We start from the raw sequence: 17,151 nt of genomic DNA on the forward strand, positions 1-17,151 counted from the left end.
TCTGACGGCAAGTTATTCAACTAACGGGCAGAATAGTGTAATAACATAGAAAAGCCCCTTCCTCAAGGGGGCCTTAGCATACCATCGGTTAATATTATTATTTGGTATCCAATTTAACCATAGACTTTAGAACTTTTACTAATTGCTCTGGTGTAGTTCGCCCAGTTATTATGTACCACGTTTTTCCATTGTCATAAGACCAACCAGCATCCGAACGGACACCCTCATTTGTATCAATAGCTGTAATCTGTCCTTTTATTGCACCGTGAACAGGATTACTTTCCTTTGGTATTGTAGCCATGACACGCTTCATGATATTAATAGCATTGTTAGTATTCTCTGCCCATACTAAGTATTCCCAGCCGTTATCTTTCCAGATAAATGCTCTTTTATTAGCATAATACTTTACATCATACCCGTTAAATTTAGTGGCTCCTTCTGATATCTCAAACATTTCGTATGTAGAGAAAGGCCGTTTTTGGTAACTGGGAAGAGTACCTGCTGACATTGTCATTACGTCAAAAGTAAGAATTTTTGATTCCCCATCACGCACTCTTTGGCGTGATATCTCGAATAAATAATGGTCGTTACTTACTTCAAGTTTGCTTACAAATAAAGAACCAAGTTTTCGAGAAAATTCAGATGAAGCTACATAAGACGGAACATACACAGCAACATCTACTTTTTTTAATTCATCAACATACTGTCTATCCCAAGTAAACGGTTCGACTTCCTCGTCTTGAATAGCGACAGCAACAGGAGCAAAACCGATAAGCAATGCAACAAAGAGCAAGATAATTTTCTTCTGCATAAAGCACCTCTCACCTATTTTTTGCATATTGGTAAAATCTATGCGAAGTGTTTTATGAAACAAAAAGTGGTTTGTCATTTGTCCAGTATTGAACTAACGGGGGCGATAGTAGAATAATGAGGTAAGACAAGCGGCAGCATTCCAGGACGTCATTCTCATCCTAGCTACCGCTTTTTTTCTGTTCAGTCATCGTCTTACCATATCCTCGATCTTCTTATGTACCTCTATTCGTAACTCACCTTCATAATGTCCAAGAATGGTATTTTCCGTATTGTTCCGTTTTCATCTACATGAACTAGCCTTGTACGCGAATCAAGAACTGTGATCCGCCCCCGCACTTTCTCAGGCATTCCCCAAACAATCAACGACCTTTCGTCACCATCATCTTTCACTTCAATGAGCTGAGTCCCCAATTCTTCTAATTCAAACTCATCCCGCGTCGGTCTTTTTGGAGTAGTTGCTTTTGCCATCTAATAACCCCCCTAGCTTCTAACGTCAATAATGGTATCCATGGGTATCCATTGAACATCTTCATCTGTAAGCAGCTTTACCTTTCTGATATTCGTATCTATCCACTCAACTTTTCCCCACATCCTACAAGTAGTTCCTATGCTATTCTTCTTGCGTTTCCACCAAGTAATCGCGACAGCATAGTTTTCTCGTCCGGCGTCTCTGAGTTGGTAATGAAACGATTCAAGCTCATCCTGCTCAAGTATAGGCATGGGTACGAGTTTGTCGTCTTCTTTCATTTGCAGGTATAGTTCACGTTGCTCCGGTAATACAAACCGTGATGATCCGAATAGATTATCAATTTTCTTTGCCATTATTACGGTCCCTTTCGCTCCAACGATTCAATGACTTCCATCTTGTCAGGTTCCGTCCGTCGCCACTCTATGTACGCTTCGCGTGCCAACACTTCAAGCACCAACATCACGTCTTCGCGGCTTCGTCCGGTCTTTACGCATATCTCGTCGACACTCGGAGGTCTCGGTTTCATCGCATAGTAATTTCCTATAATCCGTAATACCTTGCGCTCAATATCCGTGAGCAAGCGCCACCCCTCCAAACAAGAACGTTTGTTTGTATTATATGCGAACGAAATGCGAACACGCAAACAAAAAAAGAGGCGTCTCTAAGTCGAAAAATCGACTTTTGAGACAGCCCCTATACAGCGGTTTAGCATCTATTACTCGACATACCCGTTTCCAGCTACCGCCGAGTTTGATTCATTTATGATTTTAATATAATACTTTCCTTTTTTTAGATTTGGAAATTCAAACGATGTGTTTGTATTTGTATACGTACCTTCAATTAACTTTGAACCTTTTGCTTCAGCACTATTTATATTATACAGTTTATACGAAACTTTTGGCTTTCCTGTTGCTTTACTATCCGTAAACCATTGTACAACTGTAACTTTAATAGTTTCACCCTCAGCTACATTAAACTGATCAGATTCAAGATGACTGTTAATATCAAATCTGAAGGAAGTTTTTACAGATTGTATAGAAGACTTAGAGTTTACAATCCAATTCTCATTTGCCAATGCACCACCTGCCGTTACAGACGAAATTGCAGTAAATAAACCCAAAGCTACTAACATAGGCTTGAACCTTTTCATAAGTTTCCCTCCCATTATTTCCTAGATTACGAGTTTATATTACCATTTTATTCCAAATAATGTAAAGAATTTACTTTTTATTTATAAAGAATAGAATATAAACATCCTTCCCCCGTTTATCCGGTAGGAGAGCTATCACTTTTAGAATGCACTATGATCAATTCAAAAGCCTGCTGGAGAGCCTGGACTTGTTCATCTGACAGTAGTCCATAACCTGCTCCTGCAATTGCAAGAGCTCCCCCGACGATCATCAAAACTCCTTGTTTCTTTTTGTTTGTTTTATTCATAGTAATCATCCTTTCAATTTAACGATCTTGGTCTCTTGTACCCACTCCACCTGCATACCAAGTACAGCAGCCAACTCACGAGCAGGAGCATAGGACGTTCCTACATCAATTGTGACTATCAGTTGCTTGCCGTTTACTCGGACATCTTGTGTAGCTGCTATCCACTCCACTTTTCCACCTGCAGCCTCTGCAACCGCACGCACTGGTAAGGTTGAGACGCCATTGTTGAGGTAGCCGTGAACCGGGAGCACCAGCCCATTGATATCGATGGAAACCTTATCCACAGGTTTTTTCACTGGTTGTGGACATTCCTTCGCATAAAAATCGTCGACATACTTCACTGGATGTACGTGGTTTCCAAAGCCTAAACTCGGACCATTTTTCCGAACCTCAAAATGCAAGTGTTGGCCTGTGGATTTTCCAGTGTTACCCTGCCGCCCGATCACCTGACTTTGATCGACGAACTGACCAACTGAAACACAGTAATCTGCGAGATGTGCGTACATGTGTAGGTGATTGTCTTTGTCTTTGACGATTACTGTGTTTCCAAAACCGCCGACTCCAGTACCTGCTCGCCCCATGTTTGCATAAACAACCGTCCCAGCAATGAAAGCTTGGATATTTGCATATGCAGGCTTTACAAGGTCAATTCCAGTGTGGAATTCTTGTAATCCGTTCATAGGGCTCTTTCGTGGACCGTAAGGACTGGTGACTCGATACTCTTTCATCATAGGAATCATAATTACTTTTACTCCTTTCGTGCGGATCTCTCTGCTTTCGCTTTGATTTCTGATCCAACCAGATTCTCGATAGATTTCGGCATAGGCCAGCCTGCACGGTGAGCATTGGCGGTGAGGCTTGTCCAAGTGTGGTAAATGAGGCCGAAGGTGACGCCGTAGAACAGGAATCCTGGTGTGCCCATGACCCGATCCAACATATTTCCAACGGCCAGTAATGCAAATAGAAACAACGTCCGTGGAATACTGGATATGCCATAATCGGACGAATACGACTGGTTCTTTTTCGCTGCGGAAATGCCTGTGACCCAATCAAGGGCGATCATGAAAAAAAGCACGATCAGGATGTCCTGGCGGTTCGTGCCGTATAGATAGTGAAAGGCTGGCGATACGATTGCACCGGCAGTTGTCGCCCAGCCGTTTGCAGGGGTCGCTACATTTTCTAAACTCTGTAGAAATTTCATAGGTTACCTTCCTTCTCACCCGCTTGGGGCAAAAGTAAAAGGAGCCACGTTAGCAGCTCCTCATAAAAATGCTATTTGCTTTCTACATCCCGCAGCTATCAAGCCAATCGCTGAATGTCACGGTATCAATGTCAGCTCGCCGGGAACGTGGTGCAATGGCACTGTGTGGTGCAACACGCCTGTTGAATTTTATTAACCATTTCATGGCGATCCCTCCAATACAAAAAGCCACCCGATATACCGGATGGCTCGTACATTTTCGCTGTTAAAATTTTTTTATGATTAGGTACCTCGCTATTTTACTTCACTTCCGTTATAGCCTCTCTGAGCTGCTGTGCCCCGCTCCTGATTGTAAAGCTGCTCTTGGTTCTAATTTTCCTCACAGTTATTATCTGCGTCATCTTTGGACATCCTCGCTTACGGCAGACTTTTTCATAACAATGACCAGTTCCTCCTTCCATACTAATTGCATATTTAAACAACATCATCGGGCAGGCGTTATCTACTAAGTTTTTACATTATCTAGTATAATTTTCATTAAGCATTCTTATAGATTGGGGGGGTCAAATGAACTATGTTGTACCAAATTTTAATTTGGATGCTTTTAACTGTCTACACTGTGACGCATACTCCAGACATGAATGGTACCTTGCAAAAGGAGAGGATGATGATGGGCTATCACTCCAATCAACTGACGAATTACCTCATACAGCATTGGATAATTAATTGTCCCACTCCGGGCAGATCTCGACTTTACCAACGTGGAGGTTGTGGACACTACAGATCGATTTCTTGCCCCATTGAGTAGCGGGGCATTTTTCACATACTTTTTCGATCAGCTTATCTTTCACCTACACCACCTACCCTTTTCATAATGTTGTATTAACCATCAGTTTCTCTCTTTAAGTCCAGAAAAACCAAATAGCCGGCTCCCGATTAGTTAATTAATCCGTTTTTCTCTTCTGCTTCCATTGCCTTTTCATCTACATGACCTGACAAGCATCCCAAGCTACAGTAATGACTAACAGTTGGTTTCTTACTAATCAAAATCCATTCAAGCTTGCCCGTCTCGATCTTTTCGTCGCAAAATCCACATCTCATGGCATCTTCCCCCTTACGAAAATGCCAACTGGCTATTGGCATCTTCAATTTCTCGAAGGAGTTTTCCCTGTGGCCGCCAATCTTGGATGTACTCTCTCACCTTTTCTAGATCGAGCACCCGAGTATTTCGGTATGAATCGACGTTGAAGTACCCCTTGAAGTCCTTCCAAATTGAGGAGAACACCTTTCCGCGCAGACTGCTATTTTGATAGGCTTGTCCATCCTTGCCGCCTAGTACCTCGACCACTTGCTGCCTTGCTGCAGTTTGCAATACTAATTGCTGACCGTAGTCGATTGTCTTGTTATTTTCCAACCTTTGAACCCTACTCTCAATCCTCTTGAGTCTTCTTGTCCAAAAAGAAAATTGCTCGTACCTCTTGACTTAATCCGGTGAACGGCTGCTGAATCGCCCGCTCCATTTCTTCAAATTTTGTGACGTATGCTGCTGTGAAGTGAACGCCTTTTTCACCAGTCATTCTGTTAGCAACCATGTCGCATCCTTTACGAGTTAGTAGAAAGCAATCATATGTCTTGTTGTTACCTTCTACCCTGTAAGTGCTGGGTATGAAGAAATCTTGAGAACGGAAACTTCCGTTTTCTAAGTACCTTGTGTATCCACCGATTTTTTCAAGCAGGTCAGCATGTCTAACTGAAACCATTTCCGCTGCTTCTCTGCTATCTATCAGCAGTTGCCCCTTTTGATTTATGATAGTGAGATTCTTCATGCTTCTATCCCTCCTAGATACAAAGGAAATATTGTGTTAAATACTTTGGCTCTGCTGGCTGCCCACACTTAACGCAAAACAGCTTTTCTTCTCCATCGATCCACCACATGTGCTCAAACAGAATTTCACTTCCCCGCGCCAATATACTTTTACATAAATTGTAAATAATGGTATATTCTATTCAAGGAACTTCGACTGGAGGTGATACATATGAAAAAGTTGCTTGCTGTTGTTTTCACTGTAATGATTGTAGCTTCTGTTCCGGTTGCTGCTTCTGCTTCCGCTTCCCCGTTGGGCTGGGGGGTTTGCCCTCCGTGGATTACTCTTTGCAGTTGAGGATAATTGCTATTTTCATAGTGAACGAGGGCGATCATGCTCTCGTTTTCTTACTTTCTCTTATGTTAAACAGCTTCTAACAACTCAGGATTTTCGTAAAGTTTCCTATGATTATGTCATATTCACAAGCACTTTGATGCTTCCAGTAAGCTAAAGGGTCTGCACTCTCATGAACTCACTTCACTTCGCCAAGCACTCTCTCCGGACTTTGCAAAATATCATCCTCGTAAATCTATTGATTAGAGGATCATTTGCTTTTCTCACTTTTGCTCAAAATGTCGTCCACATGTCTACTATTCGACAATATCTCCTAAAGCAATAAGAATGGACATCATATATAGTGGAATATATTGGTATTATCATAGAAAGGTTGATGCTAATGTTTAAGTGTACGTTGTGTTAAATAAACCCTAAAAATTCCTGACCATACCTTCCTAAACGATCCAAACGCCAAACCACTAAGGTATCAGAAGGACGAACAAATTCGAAAAACATCTTCCAATCCTTGCCTTTTATCTTTTGCACCACTAGTTTTATCGGTAAATATTTCCTCACAACTACTTTATAACAAGCTTTGCACCAGCAATTAAAATACTATTAGAAAAGAGGTTATTATGAAAAAATTCTCATTAATTTTGTTTGCGGTATTCATGCTTCAGCTCTCCATTGTCTCAGCGGCGTCTGCAAAGAGTACGCTCAAAGTTGGTGAAACACTCGAAAAAGGTCAAGTGTTAACCTCGAATAATGGTATATATTCCCTAATCATGCAGAACGATGGAAATCTCGTACTTTATAAGAATTTCAATAATTCCACAACGTCTCTCTGGGCTTCAGACACTGCTAAATTTCATGCTGATTATATTGATCCAGCCACTGGTTATTATAAATCATATTATCCCGAATATTTAGGATTCGCCAAAACTCTTAATTTCCCAGTAGCTCTTGGTTTACAAGAAAGGGGAAAAGGCTATACTATATGGAGATTTGCTCCCGAAGATTGGGCTCCACGCCATTACGGAAAAAGTAATGTGCCAGCTGACCTCACTGGCGACATTCTAGTTGTTCAAGATGACGGTAATGCAGTTGTTTATAACACAAAGCACGCTGATAAAGGCTGGTATCCTGTCTGGGCTACAAATACTTACGGGAAATAAGATTATAATGAGAGAGCCGCTTACTGTGGCTCTTTTTTTGTCAAGCCAAGTGTCTCTCCCCGTCCGTCGCCGTATAGAAGAGAGAGACTTCTTTTGGGAGTAATTAAATTCAAAGCGAACGCAAATATTGGTCCCGTTAATAAAATTGCTCCAAACATAATCTCCTCTTCCCAAGGGTTTATCTATTCCAGCAGACACATGTCGAAATTTCGTTCCGTTAGGCAAAACAAGTGATGCATTACTTCCATTCGCTACTGCTCCCACTTCAACAAGTAACTTACCGTACAACCAATCATGTCTCATATCCCTTCGCCCACCTTTTCTTAAGTAATGTTTTGATAAATTGACTGTCTCCTTTTTGCAGGACTTTCCATACCCCTGTACTATTTAATCAGATAGAGGAGATGATCTTATGACTGAAACAAAGAAGCGAGCATATAAAAAACTAATTTCACAGGCTCTGCTAGATATAAAAAATACAGGTCAATTCAGCGAAGAAAATTTCCAACGGAATTTTCGGATAGCTCACGCATTCCATAATCTTGCACAGTATATCGTCTTAGATTTTGAGGGCTTCGATGAAGATGAATTCTGGAAAGTAGTTAGCGCATTAGCTGATCAATTTGATTTGCACCATTACAGCCAAATCTTCGAAGAAACCGTTATGGAAAGGTGAATTTTCTAGATTTCTGATGTCTTTTCATTGGGGCGATCGACTTGTTTATCACATCGATTGTTTTGTTTAGTTCTCGTCTGGATCGCACTCAGGGCAGCATTGTTTCTCGTTGCCAGTGCATGTTGACTCTATTCCGACTTTCTTTTCGACCATCATTACCCTGACCTCTACCAGCTGTCTTATGACTACATCGATGCTTTCAACTTTTTCGAAAGTCATCCGCACAGGTGTTTCGCTTGGATCCAGCGTGTGACCCGGACCGTTTTCTGTACGGGTGCCAACTTCCCGCGGCTCTTTCTGGTGAAATGTAACGACTCCCACCGTCTCTTCCATTGCCAGCAACCCACCGCCAACGCTAATGTCACCAGAACCAAAATGTAATTGTCTTGAGCCGTACTCGTCTACGATTGGAATGCCAATTCCTCCTATTTATCAAATCGTGTGTTGTGTTCCCATTCAAAGTGACGGCTTCACCATCCGTACTCTCTACAAAACTAAATATCTATTAATGCACTTTACTAAAAATCGCTTTTGGATTACCATTTATTGTAAATAAAACTACGTTATTAGGAGGAACTAACAATGCAAAAACAAGATTTGTTTGATTTAGATGTCCAAGTGAAATTCGTAAATCAAGTACAAGGAGAGCTTCCACCATTGACTGTGATTATGTGCAGCTATCTAGGATGCGGAAATTCTTACAATTTCTGCTACTAAAAAATTATAAGTTTTTAAAATATAAACTCACTGGCGACAGTGGGTTTTTGTTTTGTCTTAAGTAGATAATTGGACCTTTTTCCTCAATTACCGTTGTGTTAATTACTGCAGACTATGCTCAAAACTTGTAAATTACTAACTTTGGTTAGTATGCTTTCAGATTGAAAGAACAGTATATTCAGCCTGTCATGGAAGAAAGCATTGATTACTCAAATACTCCTGATAGTGACGGTAATTGGGCCGATGCAGTGCAATTTATTAAGACAAGATTGAATAAAAATTTGGTATTTGAAATTGTTTACGATTGATCGCTTTTATGGATTTTCTTATTACACAATTTGATAAACCCCTATCGTCTCGGGTCACTGATGCCGACCGCCTGTACTTTCCGCCCTGCGATTTGCTCGACCCTGTACCACTCGTCAGTAGCGTCATTCTTGATGACGTCATCCAATCTCGGTTTATAGCTCAATACCATCACCCGTTTACTGCCTGCGTACATTGGGAACATCTTCTTGCCTCCCTATCGTTGAATTAAATCAAATCGGCTCAATCCATCTATGACGACCAACTGGACACTCAGCAACAAGCTTTTCAGCAGTACGTTTTCCAATGTTTTTCCGAACAATCCAACGCCAGCGAAAAAACTCTTCCCATACCGTATACTTCATCGAACTTACCTCCCTGAGCAATTAGGAAAATGCGTCTTTCAGCATTGAACTGTGCTTTACTAATTGAATGATTTCAGCCGCGAGCATACTATTTACCCTTACATCATCATCAGACCATTCTGGTTTTGAGCATACTCCAATTTGATAAACGGAGTAATAATTAACGTTTTCTATAAAGACCATAAATCGATCATAAGTTATTGACTTATCGACAAAAGGTGTATCCGACCATTTTTGAACAGATAGAACCTCTGCATATTCACTTCGCTCTAAATATCGAGCTACAGCATCCTGTAGTTTCTGAGGGCATTCTTTTAATTCGACTTGTATGCATTCTATCTCTCCTTTCATAATGAGCAATTTGTTAAATCGATAGCGCCAACTGTCCAGCCGGCTGCTCTTTATATCTCTCGAATACAGCAACATTACCAGCCCCGGCACAATGTTCTGGTAGATTTGCGCGGACCAGAGCTTCCGCAAATGGCGGTGGTACTGAATTGCCGCAGCGTGCTACCTGGGCACTTTTGGGATAAGATTTGCCTCCTGCGTCCCGATCGATGATGTATGTGTCTGGGAAGCCTTCGGCGGCGAACAATTCGTGTGGCTCCAGTATACGCATACCAATGTCGACGATCTGATAGTCTTGACCGTGAATGGTCACCAATCCGAATCGATCCCGAGTTGTCACGGTTCCTAATGGTTCGTCTACCTTCTGCCCGACGCTGCTCCCGTAATAAGCCATTAAAAAGGCCCTGACCTCTCCGAAGTGATTCCCACCTGCTGTGATTGTCTGTAGCGGTGCCGCGACTGGCTGCCCAATGTTCGTTCCACGCATCTTTACCAGATGGCTTGTGACTAGTCCTAAAGCATGAGCTGCTCCAGCAGGTCGCTTGCTACCTGCGCCGGACGTTACCGTATGCAATGGTTCATCTACTCCATGTCCGGTTGCGCCAGTACGGAACTTTGTAATATGGGGCACAGCAATTAATTCAGCGGTCGCAAGCCCAAATTTGTTACCGCCTGCTGTAACCGTTCCAATTGTCTTTTCAAGATCAAGCACGCGCGGCTGTTGACCTTCACGTTCTCCGTATCCTATTTGGATAAGTGTTGGACTGATTAGCATGTGATGAAAGCCCGTGGTGATGGTTCTGATAGGTTTATCTACCGAGCTACCTGGGTGTCCGGATGTATTGACTCCCAGAGTCGGTGTGACTACTAGGTGTTCAGCCTTTGTTGTAATAGTCGTCAGTGGTTGATCGACTTCGTATTGCAATCTATCGCCACCGTACCCTGTCTGCCCAATTCGAACGATGAAAGGGCGTGGGTTATCGATTACAAAACGTTGAATTCCCCGAGCGATCCGGCGAAGGGTGTTCTCTGCCAGAGGCTTCTTTCGTGCAAATATCGACGGGCGTGGTAGCGACCAATCAATGATCTCCGCTGCTGTCCGCCAGGGAAGTAGCTTTCCAGACTTGACTTCCACGCTCTCTGGATCGCCATGTGTTGGCTTGGGCCAGACTATCGGGCGTCCATCGCAGCGCGCTATCAGGAAGAAACGTTTTCTAATGGTAGGTGCTCCGTAATCGCATGCCCGCAGCTCACGATAGTCTACCTGGTATCCTTGTCGCTTCAGTGCGTTCACGAATGCCTGAAATGTTCGTCCCTTCTTATCTGGGTCCGGCATACCATCCTTGAGCAGTGGTCCCCATGTCTTAAACTCCTCAACGTTCTCCAACATGATCACCCTTGGATTTACTGTAGCAGCCCATCGAACAGCGACCCATGCCAGCCCCCGGATACTCTTTTCTTTTAGCTTGCCACCTTTTGCCTTGGAGAAGTGTTTGCAATCTGGAGAGAGCCAGCATAATCCCACCGGACGCTCCCGCGTCACTTCGCGTGGATCAACGTCCCAAACATTTTCGTTGTAATGTTCTGTCTCCGGGTGGTTAACGAGGGGCATTGCGATCGCTGCTGGATCATGATTAATTGCGATATCCACGCTACGTCCAATTGCCAACTCGATACCACTACTTGTTCCGCCGCCACCGGCGAAATTATCGACAAAAAGTTCTCTGAAGTAATGCATGTTTTCTGCTCCTCCCCGTAGCTGTTTTACATAATTGAGAGTTTGTAACTACAAACTAAAGCCACTTACTGCATCATCAATCAAATCTTGAGTTATACCGATATAGCGCAGCGTGATCGACGGGTGTGAGTGATTGAAAATCATCTGGAGTGTCGCTATGTCCTTTGTACGCTGGTAGAAATGGTATCCAAACGTCTTCCGTAGCGTATGTGTGCCAATTTCATCTAGCCCAATCTTCCGCGCAGCTCCATTTATGATTTGATAAGCTCGTACCCGTGTAATGGGTTGGGGCCTTTTTGACGATGCAAAAAGGTAATCCTCATTCTTCTTGCCTACAATGAATTTGTTGACTTCCTTGCACAAGCTGTCGTTGATGAGGAATCTCTTTCGTTTACCCGTCTTCTTCTCAATTAGGATGATATGACTCTTGCCCTTCATGTCCGAAACCTTCAAGCGTAGCAAATCTGAGATTTTTAACCCTGTATTGATACCTAGAACCACCAAGAAATAAACTCACTCAGACTGTTGTTTCAACAGTGACTTGAGTTCGTCGTAATAGCGTTGACAATAAAACATTGGTGACCTCAATATTTTGTAAGCTGCTATTTACCAGCTTTTTCAGGTGCTCCGATGATGCTTTTTTCTTTCGAGCGATCTTCCATTGTTCAAAGTGCTTGTTGAACATGATGAGTCAATACTCGGAAAACCACTTAATGACTCCGTTCGCTTCCAAATACTGTAGTTCTTCGCTCACTACGTTTCGGTACACACCCACGGCCTCGAAATCGGCGTAACTGTCATACATCCATGCCTTTCTACCGCATCCCCAGCTCAACCGTAGAACTAAATCAATCATGCTTCGCTGACGCTTTGAGAAATCTCGCATCGCGATTTCTTCAAATAGTGCATGAGCTATTCTAATATGTGCATCTGTAGGTTGTGGGTTTACCATTGGCCTACCACCTTTTTATATTGTGACCTTACTGTATAGCGGGAGGAGCACTGTTTGCTGATACGTCTCGAACGCTAGGCGGCCCTCTCTTGTGTTATGAGCTTTCATGGACAAGTTTGAAAGCTACATGAAAAGTGTGTACTCAGAAAAAAATAGTGGGCAAATCGTGGGCAAAAATGTTAAACCTCTTAAAAAATCAAATTTGCCCACCAAATAGAAAAAACCCCTCGCACCTACAGGCACAAGGGGTTTCGCTTATTAGTAAGCAGTCATGTATTGCTCGCGCTCCCAATCGTGAACGCGTGTGCGGAACATATCCCACTCAATTTCTTTCGCTTCGATAAAGTGTACCAACGCATGCTCACCCAATGCTTCGCAAATCACCGGATCTGCTTTCAGGCACTCGATTGCTTCCTTCAACGTAGCAGGCAAGTTCTCGATACCGTTTGCTTCGCGGTCTTGCTCGGTCATCACATAGATGTTGCGATCAATGGCAGGTGGTGGCGTAAGCTTGTTTTTGATTCCGTCCAAACCAGCTTTCAGCATAACTGCCAGCGCCAGATAAGGGTTCGTTGCAGGGTCTGGGCTGCGTACTTCAATACGCGTGCTCAAGCCTCTGGAAGCAGGGATACGGATCAATGGCGAACGGTTTTTCGCAGACCAAGCTACATAGCAAGGAGCCTCGTAACCAGGAACCAAACGCTTGTAAGAGTTTACGAGCGGATTGGTGATCGCCGTAAAGCTGCGAGCATGCTGCAAAATACCTGCCAGGTAATGCTTCGCTGTTTGGCTCAGTCCCATTACATCGGACTCGTCATAGAAAGCATTTTCTTTACCACGGAACAGCGATTGGTTCGCGTGCATACCGGAACCAGCTACGCCGTACAGAGGTTTTGGCATGAAGGTCGCATGCAGACCGTGTTTTTGCGCGATGGTTTTGACAACCAGTTTGAACGTCAAAATTTGGTCAGCTGCTTGGAGTGCATTTGCATACTTGAAGTCGATTTCGTGTTGACCTGGAGCTACCTCATGGTGAGAAGCTTCCACTTCAAAGCCCATTTTTTCCAACGTCAATACGATATCACGACGGCAGTTTTCACCGGAGTCGAGTGGAGCAAAGTCGAAGTATCCGCCTTGGTCATTCAGATCCAGCGTAGGCTCGCCTTTTGCGTCCAGCTTGAACAGGAAGAACTCAGGCTCTGGACCTACGTTGAAAGCTGTGAAGCCCAATTCTTCCGCTTCTTTCAAAGCACGCTTCAGTATATAGCGCGGGTCTCCTTCGAATGGAGAGCCATCAGGCATGTGGATATCACAGATCAGACGTGCAATTTTGCCAAACTCATTGCCCCATGGGAATACAACCCATGTATCCAGATCAGGTACCAGGTACATGTCGGATTCCTCGATGCGAACGAAGCCTTCGATGGAAGAACCATCAAACATCATTTTGCCATCGAGTGCTTTTGGCAATTGGGACAGGGGGATTTCTACGTTTTTAATGATCCCCATCAGGTCGGTAAACTGCAGTCGGATATACCTTACGTCCTCTTCTTGGGCCATGCGCATGATGTCTTCTCTTGTAAACTTGCTCACATTTCTCTCCTCCTGTCTCTATATCGGCTTTCTATCTAGTGGAAGAAGCGGGAAAGCTCTCCACGTATCAATGCACCCTCGCCATGGCGGGAGGCATCGCGATACATAATCTGTTGCCTTAGGAGCTGATGCAGCTCTTTGTCGGACATGTCCTTGCGTTTCTCTTCGGACGTCGTGGAAATCTCTGTTTGTTCCATAGCAGGCTCTTGCATTTGCAGCACTTGTTTGATCCCGGCAATATTCAGTCCTTTTTCAATCAGAGCCTTGATCTCCAACAAGCGATCTACGTCGTTGAAAGAAAAGAGCCTCTGCTTCCCTTCTGTGCGGGCGGGCTGAATCAAGTCGTTTTGTTCGTAATAACGGATTTGCCTCGCAGTGAGATCCGTCAGCTTCATGACGATCCCGATGGGAAAGAGGGCCATATTCCGGCGAAGGTCATCACTCATGACTTGTCCCTCCTGTTTCGTATTTCTTAGTCTTATTCTATTTTATAACAAAATCCCTGTCAATAGATGTTAGATAATATTACACAGAAAGTTATGTACAGTTTTTTACATGAAAAAACGGCATCCTCCATCATCCAGAGAATGCCGTCCATTCCTTGCGCTTTCATCCTACTCACCCGATATTTCGAGTAAGCCTTTTTCCAGCATCCCGTTCAATGCCGTCAAAATCCCCACTTTTACGTGGGAGTATGTCAATCCGCCTTGAACGAAGCCCAAGTAAGGTGGACGGATCGGTCCATCTGCCGAGAACTCGATACTCGCCCCTTGAATAAACGTGCCTGCTGCCATAATCACAGGATCAGCGTATCCAGGCATTTCACTCGGATAAGGAGTGACGTGTGAATCGACCGGTGCGGCTTTTTGTATTCCTTGGCAAAACGTAATCAGTCGTTCAGCACTGCCGAATTCCACGGACTGAATCAGATCTGTCCGCGGCTCATGCCACAATGGATTCGTTTTGAAGCCCAGACGCTCCAGCATCGCCGAAGAGAATACCGCTCCTTTTAAAGCTTCGCCCACTACGTGTGGAGCCAAGAAAAAGCCTTGGTACATCTCCAGTAGCGAGTAGAGAGAGGCGCCACCCTCTGCGCCAATTCCGGGAGCTGCCATCCGATACGATGCAAGCTGAACCAAATCCTCGCGCCCTACTATATACCCGCCTGTTTTGACCAAGCCGCCACCCGGGTTCTTGATGAGGGAGCCTGCCATGATGTCGGCACCAACATGCAGTGGCTCTTGCTCCTCCGTGAACTCTCCGTAGCAATTGTCTACAAATACGATCAAATCGGGCTTAATTTCTTTTACAACCCGAATCATTTCTTTGATTTTCGCAATGGTGAAAGAAGGACGATCTGCATAGCCTCGCGAACGTTGAATCCCGATGACCTTCGTCTTCGGCGTAATCGCTTGAGCCACTGCCACAAAATCAATTTCACCTTCTGGCGTCAAAGGCACGTAGCTGTAGCCGATGCCGTAATCCTTGAGTGAGCCTTGCCCTTCGCCGCGCACACCTACAACTTCTTCAAGTGTATCGTACGGTTTGCCCGTAATATAGAGAAGATCATCTCCAGGGCGAAGAATCCCAAACAAAGAAATCGCAATCGCATGTGTACCCGAGATGATATGGTTGCGTACCAATGCCGCTTCTCCACCAAACACTTCGGCATAAATCGATTCCAGCGTTGCACGTCCGGAATCATCGTAGCCATAGCCTGTGGATGGGGAAAAGTGAAATTCATTGACTCCGTGCTTTTGGAAGGAACGCAATACTTTCAGTTGATTCGTATCCACCAAAGCGGAAATTTGACGATGTCTCTCTGAGATCGTCGCTTCCACCTCCATTACGAGGGGGCGAAGCTTTTCTCCATGGGAAAAATATGAAAACATCTGTTACTTACCAACTCTCTTCAACAGTCTCTGGTTTATCCAGGAGGAAAGGAGCAATCCTGCCGTATATCGGATTATCCTTGTTCACACGGACAGTGATCAAGTAGGCCGCTTCCTCTTCATTAAATTCTTGTTCCATCTCTACCCCATCCCGATGCAAAAGGGAGAGAATGTCTCCACGCTCAACTGGAACGCGCAGCTTCATTTCATTGAAGGACTGTAATGCAAATGACTCAATTCGTGCGAGCAATTGCTTCAGGTCATTTTCTAGCATGGCAGATATCAAAATCGATTCGTCTGCACGCGGCAAATAAGAGCCTTCTGTAAGCATGTCTGCCTTGTTGAAAACGACTAGCTGCGGAATTTCTTCTGTTTTTAGCTCACGTAAAATCTTGTCTACGACTTCCATGTGTACTTGGAAATCAGGGTGATGACTATCTACCACATGCAGGATGAGATCTGCTTCCTTTACCCCTTCCAGCGTCGAACGGAATGCAGCGACCAGACTCGTAGGCAAGTCTTGAATAAAACCAACTGTATCTGTCAACAGCACATCCAGTCCGCTCGGCAACTCCAATTGCCTTGTCGTTGGGTCCAAAGTGGCAAACAGTTTGTCTTCCTGCAACGTATTTGCATTCGTTAGCTTGTTGAGGATGGTGGATTTTCCAGCATTCGTATATCCGACCAATGCAATTTGGAACACATTGTTTTTCTTCCGACGCTCCCGATGCAATTGTCTCGTCCGTACGGTATCCTCTAGTTGGTGCTTGAGTTCACTGATTCGCTTGCGGATATGACGACGGTCGCTTTCCAGCTTGGTTTCACCTGGACCACGCGTACCGATACCGCCTCCGAGACGGGACAGCTGTTTTCCTTGCCCGGCAAGCCGAGGTAGCAGGTAGTTGTACTGCGCCAGCTCTACCTGGATTTTCCCTTCACGCGACTGTGCACGCCCAGCGAAAATATCCAAAATGAGCTGCGTACGATCAATCACTTTGCAATCAAAAACTTTATCCAAATTACGAGTCTGACTTGGCGACAACTCATCGTTGAAAATGATGACGTCCACATCCAGCTCTTCAGCTCGTTGCGCGATTTCATCAATTTTTCCTGTCCCCAAATACCAGGCAGAATCAACCCGGTCCCGATTTTGCGTAATGACGTCCAGTACTTCCACACCAGCAGTATCGGCCAGCTCATGCAATTCTTCCATGGAAAGACGGATTCTTTCTTCATCCCGGTTATCTAAATAGCAACCAACCAATATGGCCGTTTCTTTCGTTTTGATCAGATCGTTCACCGATTCACGCCCCTTCATGCACTATCAT

General features: G+C 44.2%; 26 protein-coding genes. 4 read left to right on the forward strand and 22 right to left on the reverse strand.

The features are described 5' to 3' along the window. Positions 1-97 precede the first annotated feature (97 nt). The 12 genes from ACFYU8_RS05830 to ACFYU8_RS05885 form a co-directional block, all read right to left on the reverse strand. On the reverse strand, positions 98-811 hold the full coding sequence (locus ACFYU8_RS05830) for a hypothetical protein (protein ID WP_390294971.1): 714 nt from the start codon (positions 809-811) through the stop codon (positions 98-100). Between the two features lie 224 nt (positions 812-1,035). Next, positions 1,036-1,281, reverse strand: coding sequence for a YolD-like family protein (locus ACFYU8_RS05835; RefSeq protein ID WP_390294969.1), 246 nt, complete (start codon positions 1,279-1,281; stop codon positions 1,036-1,038). A 12-nt stretch (positions 1,282-1,293) separates the two neighbouring features. Continuing rightward, a complete protein-coding gene (locus tag ACFYU8_RS05840; protein ID WP_390294967.1) occupies positions 1,294-1,635 on the reverse strand; it encodes a YolD-like family protein in 342 nt (113 codons plus the stop codon). 2 nt (positions 1,636-1,637) lie between these two features. Then, positions 1,638-1,862: a LexA family transcriptional regulator gene (locus ACFYU8_RS05845; protein ID WP_390294965.1), complete on the reverse strand. Its 225-nt coding sequence runs from the start codon at positions 1,860-1,862 to the stop codon at positions 1,638-1,640. A gap of 135 nt (positions 1,863-1,997) precedes the next feature. Next, positions 1,998-2,432, reverse strand: a complete 435-nt coding sequence (locus tag ACFYU8_RS05850; RefSeq protein WP_390294963.1) for a hypothetical protein — start codon at positions 2,430-2,432, stop codon at positions 1,998-2,000. A 116-nt stretch (positions 2,433-2,548) separates the two neighbouring features. Then, on the reverse strand, positions 2,549-2,719 hold the full coding sequence (locus tag ACFYU8_RS05855; RefSeq protein ID WP_390294961.1) for a hypothetical protein: 171 nt from the start codon (positions 2,717-2,719) through the stop codon (positions 2,549-2,551). Positions 2,720-2,724: 5 nt separating this feature from the next. Continuing rightward, entirely contained in the window at positions 2,725-3,459 is a 735-nt protein-coding gene (locus ACFYU8_RS05860) for a peptidoglycan DD-metalloendopeptidase family protein (protein ID WP_390294959.1), read from the reverse strand. 8 nt (positions 3,460-3,467) lie between these two features. Next, a complete protein-coding gene (locus ACFYU8_RS05865; protein ID WP_390294957.1) occupies positions 3,468-3,920 on the reverse strand; it encodes a phage holin family protein in 453 nt (150 codons plus the stop codon). A gap of 82 nt (positions 3,921-4,002) precedes the next feature. Continuing rightward, positions 4,003-4,125: a hypothetical protein gene (locus tag ACFYU8_RS05870; RefSeq protein ID WP_390294955.1), complete on the reverse strand. Its 123-nt coding sequence runs from the start codon at positions 4,123-4,125 to the stop codon at positions 4,003-4,005. Between the two features lie 731 nt (positions 4,126-4,856). Then, positions 4,857-5,021, reverse strand: a complete 165-nt coding sequence (locus ACFYU8_RS05875) for a hypothetical protein (RefSeq protein ID WP_390294953.1) — start codon at positions 5,019-5,021, stop codon at positions 4,857-4,859. 13 nt (positions 5,022-5,034) lie between these two features. Beyond that, on the reverse strand, positions 5,035-5,334 hold the full coding sequence (locus ACFYU8_RS05880) for an ORF6C domain-containing protein (protein ID WP_390294951.1): 300 nt from the start codon (positions 5,332-5,334) through the stop codon (positions 5,035-5,037). A 16-nt stretch (positions 5,335-5,350) separates the two neighbouring features. Further along, the gene (locus ACFYU8_RS05885) at positions 5,351-5,746 is read right to left on the reverse strand and encodes a Rha family transcriptional regulator (RefSeq protein ID WP_390294949.1); all 396 of its coding nucleotides are present in this window, start codon (positions 5,744-5,746) and stop codon (positions 5,351-5,353) included. 210 nt (positions 5,747-5,956) lie between these two features. Between ACFYU8_RS05885 and ACFYU8_RS05890 the strand changes: the two genes are divergently transcribed. The 3 genes from ACFYU8_RS05890 (at position 5,957) to ACFYU8_RS05905 (ending at position 7,912) form a co-directional block, all read left to right on the forward strand. After that, entirely contained in the window at positions 5,957-6,082 is a 126-nt protein-coding gene (locus ACFYU8_RS05890) for a hypothetical protein (RefSeq protein WP_390294948.1), read from the forward strand. Between the two features lie 614 nt (positions 6,083-6,696). Continuing rightward, a complete protein-coding gene (locus ACFYU8_RS05900; protein WP_390294946.1) occupies positions 6,697-7,236 on the forward strand; it encodes a hypothetical protein in 540 nt (179 codons plus the stop codon). A gap of 412 nt (positions 7,237-7,648) precedes the next feature. Continuing rightward, positions 7,649-7,912 (forward strand): hypothetical protein, encoded by a 264-nt coding sequence (locus tag ACFYU8_RS05905; RefSeq protein WP_390294944.1) that lies wholly within the window; start codon positions 7,649-7,651, stop codon positions 7,910-7,912. A 66-nt stretch (positions 7,913-7,978) separates the two neighbouring features. On the opposite strand, the gene ACFYU8_RS05910 is transcribed toward ACFYU8_RS05905, so the two are convergent. Then, positions 7,979-8,245, reverse strand: a complete 267-nt coding sequence (locus tag ACFYU8_RS05910) for a hypothetical protein (RefSeq protein ID WP_390294942.1) — start codon at positions 8,243-8,245, stop codon at positions 7,979-7,981. Positions 8,246-8,494: 249 nt separating this feature from the next. On the opposite strand from ACFYU8_RS05910, the gene ACFYU8_RS05915 reads away from it, so the two are divergent. Then, positions 8,495-8,629, forward strand: a complete 135-nt coding sequence (locus ACFYU8_RS05915; protein ID WP_390294940.1) for a hypothetical protein — start codon at positions 8,495-8,497, stop codon at positions 8,627-8,629. A gap of 349 nt (positions 8,630-8,978) precedes the next feature. On the opposite strand, the gene ACFYU8_RS05920 is transcribed toward ACFYU8_RS05915, so the two are convergent. From ACFYU8_RS05920 to hflX, 9 genes are all read right to left on the reverse strand, one after another. Further along, on the reverse strand, positions 8,979-9,140 hold the full coding sequence (locus ACFYU8_RS05920) for a hypothetical protein (RefSeq protein WP_390294938.1): 162 nt from the start codon (positions 9,138-9,140) through the stop codon (positions 8,979-8,981). A gap of 28 nt (positions 9,141-9,168) precedes the next feature. Continuing rightward, positions 9,169-9,300, reverse strand: coding sequence for a hypothetical protein (locus ACFYU8_RS05925; protein ID WP_390294936.1), 132 nt, complete (start codon positions 9,298-9,300; stop codon positions 9,169-9,171). Between the two features lie 364 nt (positions 9,301-9,664). Further along, on the reverse strand, positions 9,665-11,386 hold the full coding sequence (locus tag ACFYU8_RS05930; RefSeq protein WP_390294934.1) for a DNA cytosine methyltransferase: 1,722 nt from the start codon (positions 11,384-11,386) through the stop codon (positions 9,665-9,667). Between the two features lie 48 nt (positions 11,387-11,434). Further along, the gene (locus ACFYU8_RS05935) at positions 11,435-11,887 is read right to left on the reverse strand and encodes a tyrosine-type recombinase/integrase (protein ID WP_390297226.1); all 453 of its coding nucleotides are present in this window, start codon (positions 11,885-11,887) and stop codon (positions 11,435-11,437) included. Positions 11,888-12,077: 190 nt separating this feature from the next. After that, positions 12,078-12,338, reverse strand: a complete 261-nt coding sequence (locus tag ACFYU8_RS05940; protein WP_390294932.1) for a replication protein — start codon at positions 12,336-12,338, stop codon at positions 12,078-12,080. Between the two features lie 258 nt (positions 12,339-12,596). After that, complete coding sequence (gene glnA, locus ACFYU8_RS05945; RefSeq protein ID WP_390294930.1) at positions 12,597-13,931, reverse strand: type I glutamate--ammonia ligase; 1,335 nt, start codon at positions 13,929-13,931, stop codon at positions 12,597-12,599. A gap of 35 nt (positions 13,932-13,966) precedes the next feature. Next, positions 13,967-14,377: a MerR family transcriptional regulator gene (locus tag ACFYU8_RS05950; protein ID WP_106842173.1), complete on the reverse strand. Its 411-nt coding sequence runs from the start codon at positions 14,375-14,377 to the stop codon at positions 13,967-13,969. A gap of 168 nt (positions 14,378-14,545) precedes the next feature. Further along, positions 14,546-15,823 carry a methionine gamma-lyase family protein gene (locus ACFYU8_RS05955; RefSeq protein WP_390294928.1) on the reverse strand — a complete coding sequence of 426 codons (1,278 nt, stop codon included), beginning with the start codon at positions 15,821-15,823 and terminating at the stop codon, positions 14,546-14,548. A gap of 7 nt (positions 15,824-15,830) precedes the next feature. Beyond that, a complete protein-coding gene (hflX, locus tag ACFYU8_RS05960; RefSeq protein WP_390294926.1) occupies positions 15,831-17,123 on the reverse strand; it encodes a GTPase HflX in 1,293 nt (430 codons plus the stop codon). Positions 17,124-17,151: the final 28 nt, after the last annotated feature.

The sequence above is a fragment of the Brevibacillus sp. NPDC003359 genome, assembly GCF_042878995.1.
In the GTDB taxonomy this organism is placed as follows: Bacteria; Bacillota; Bacilli; order Brevibacillales; family Brevibacillaceae; genus Brevibacillus.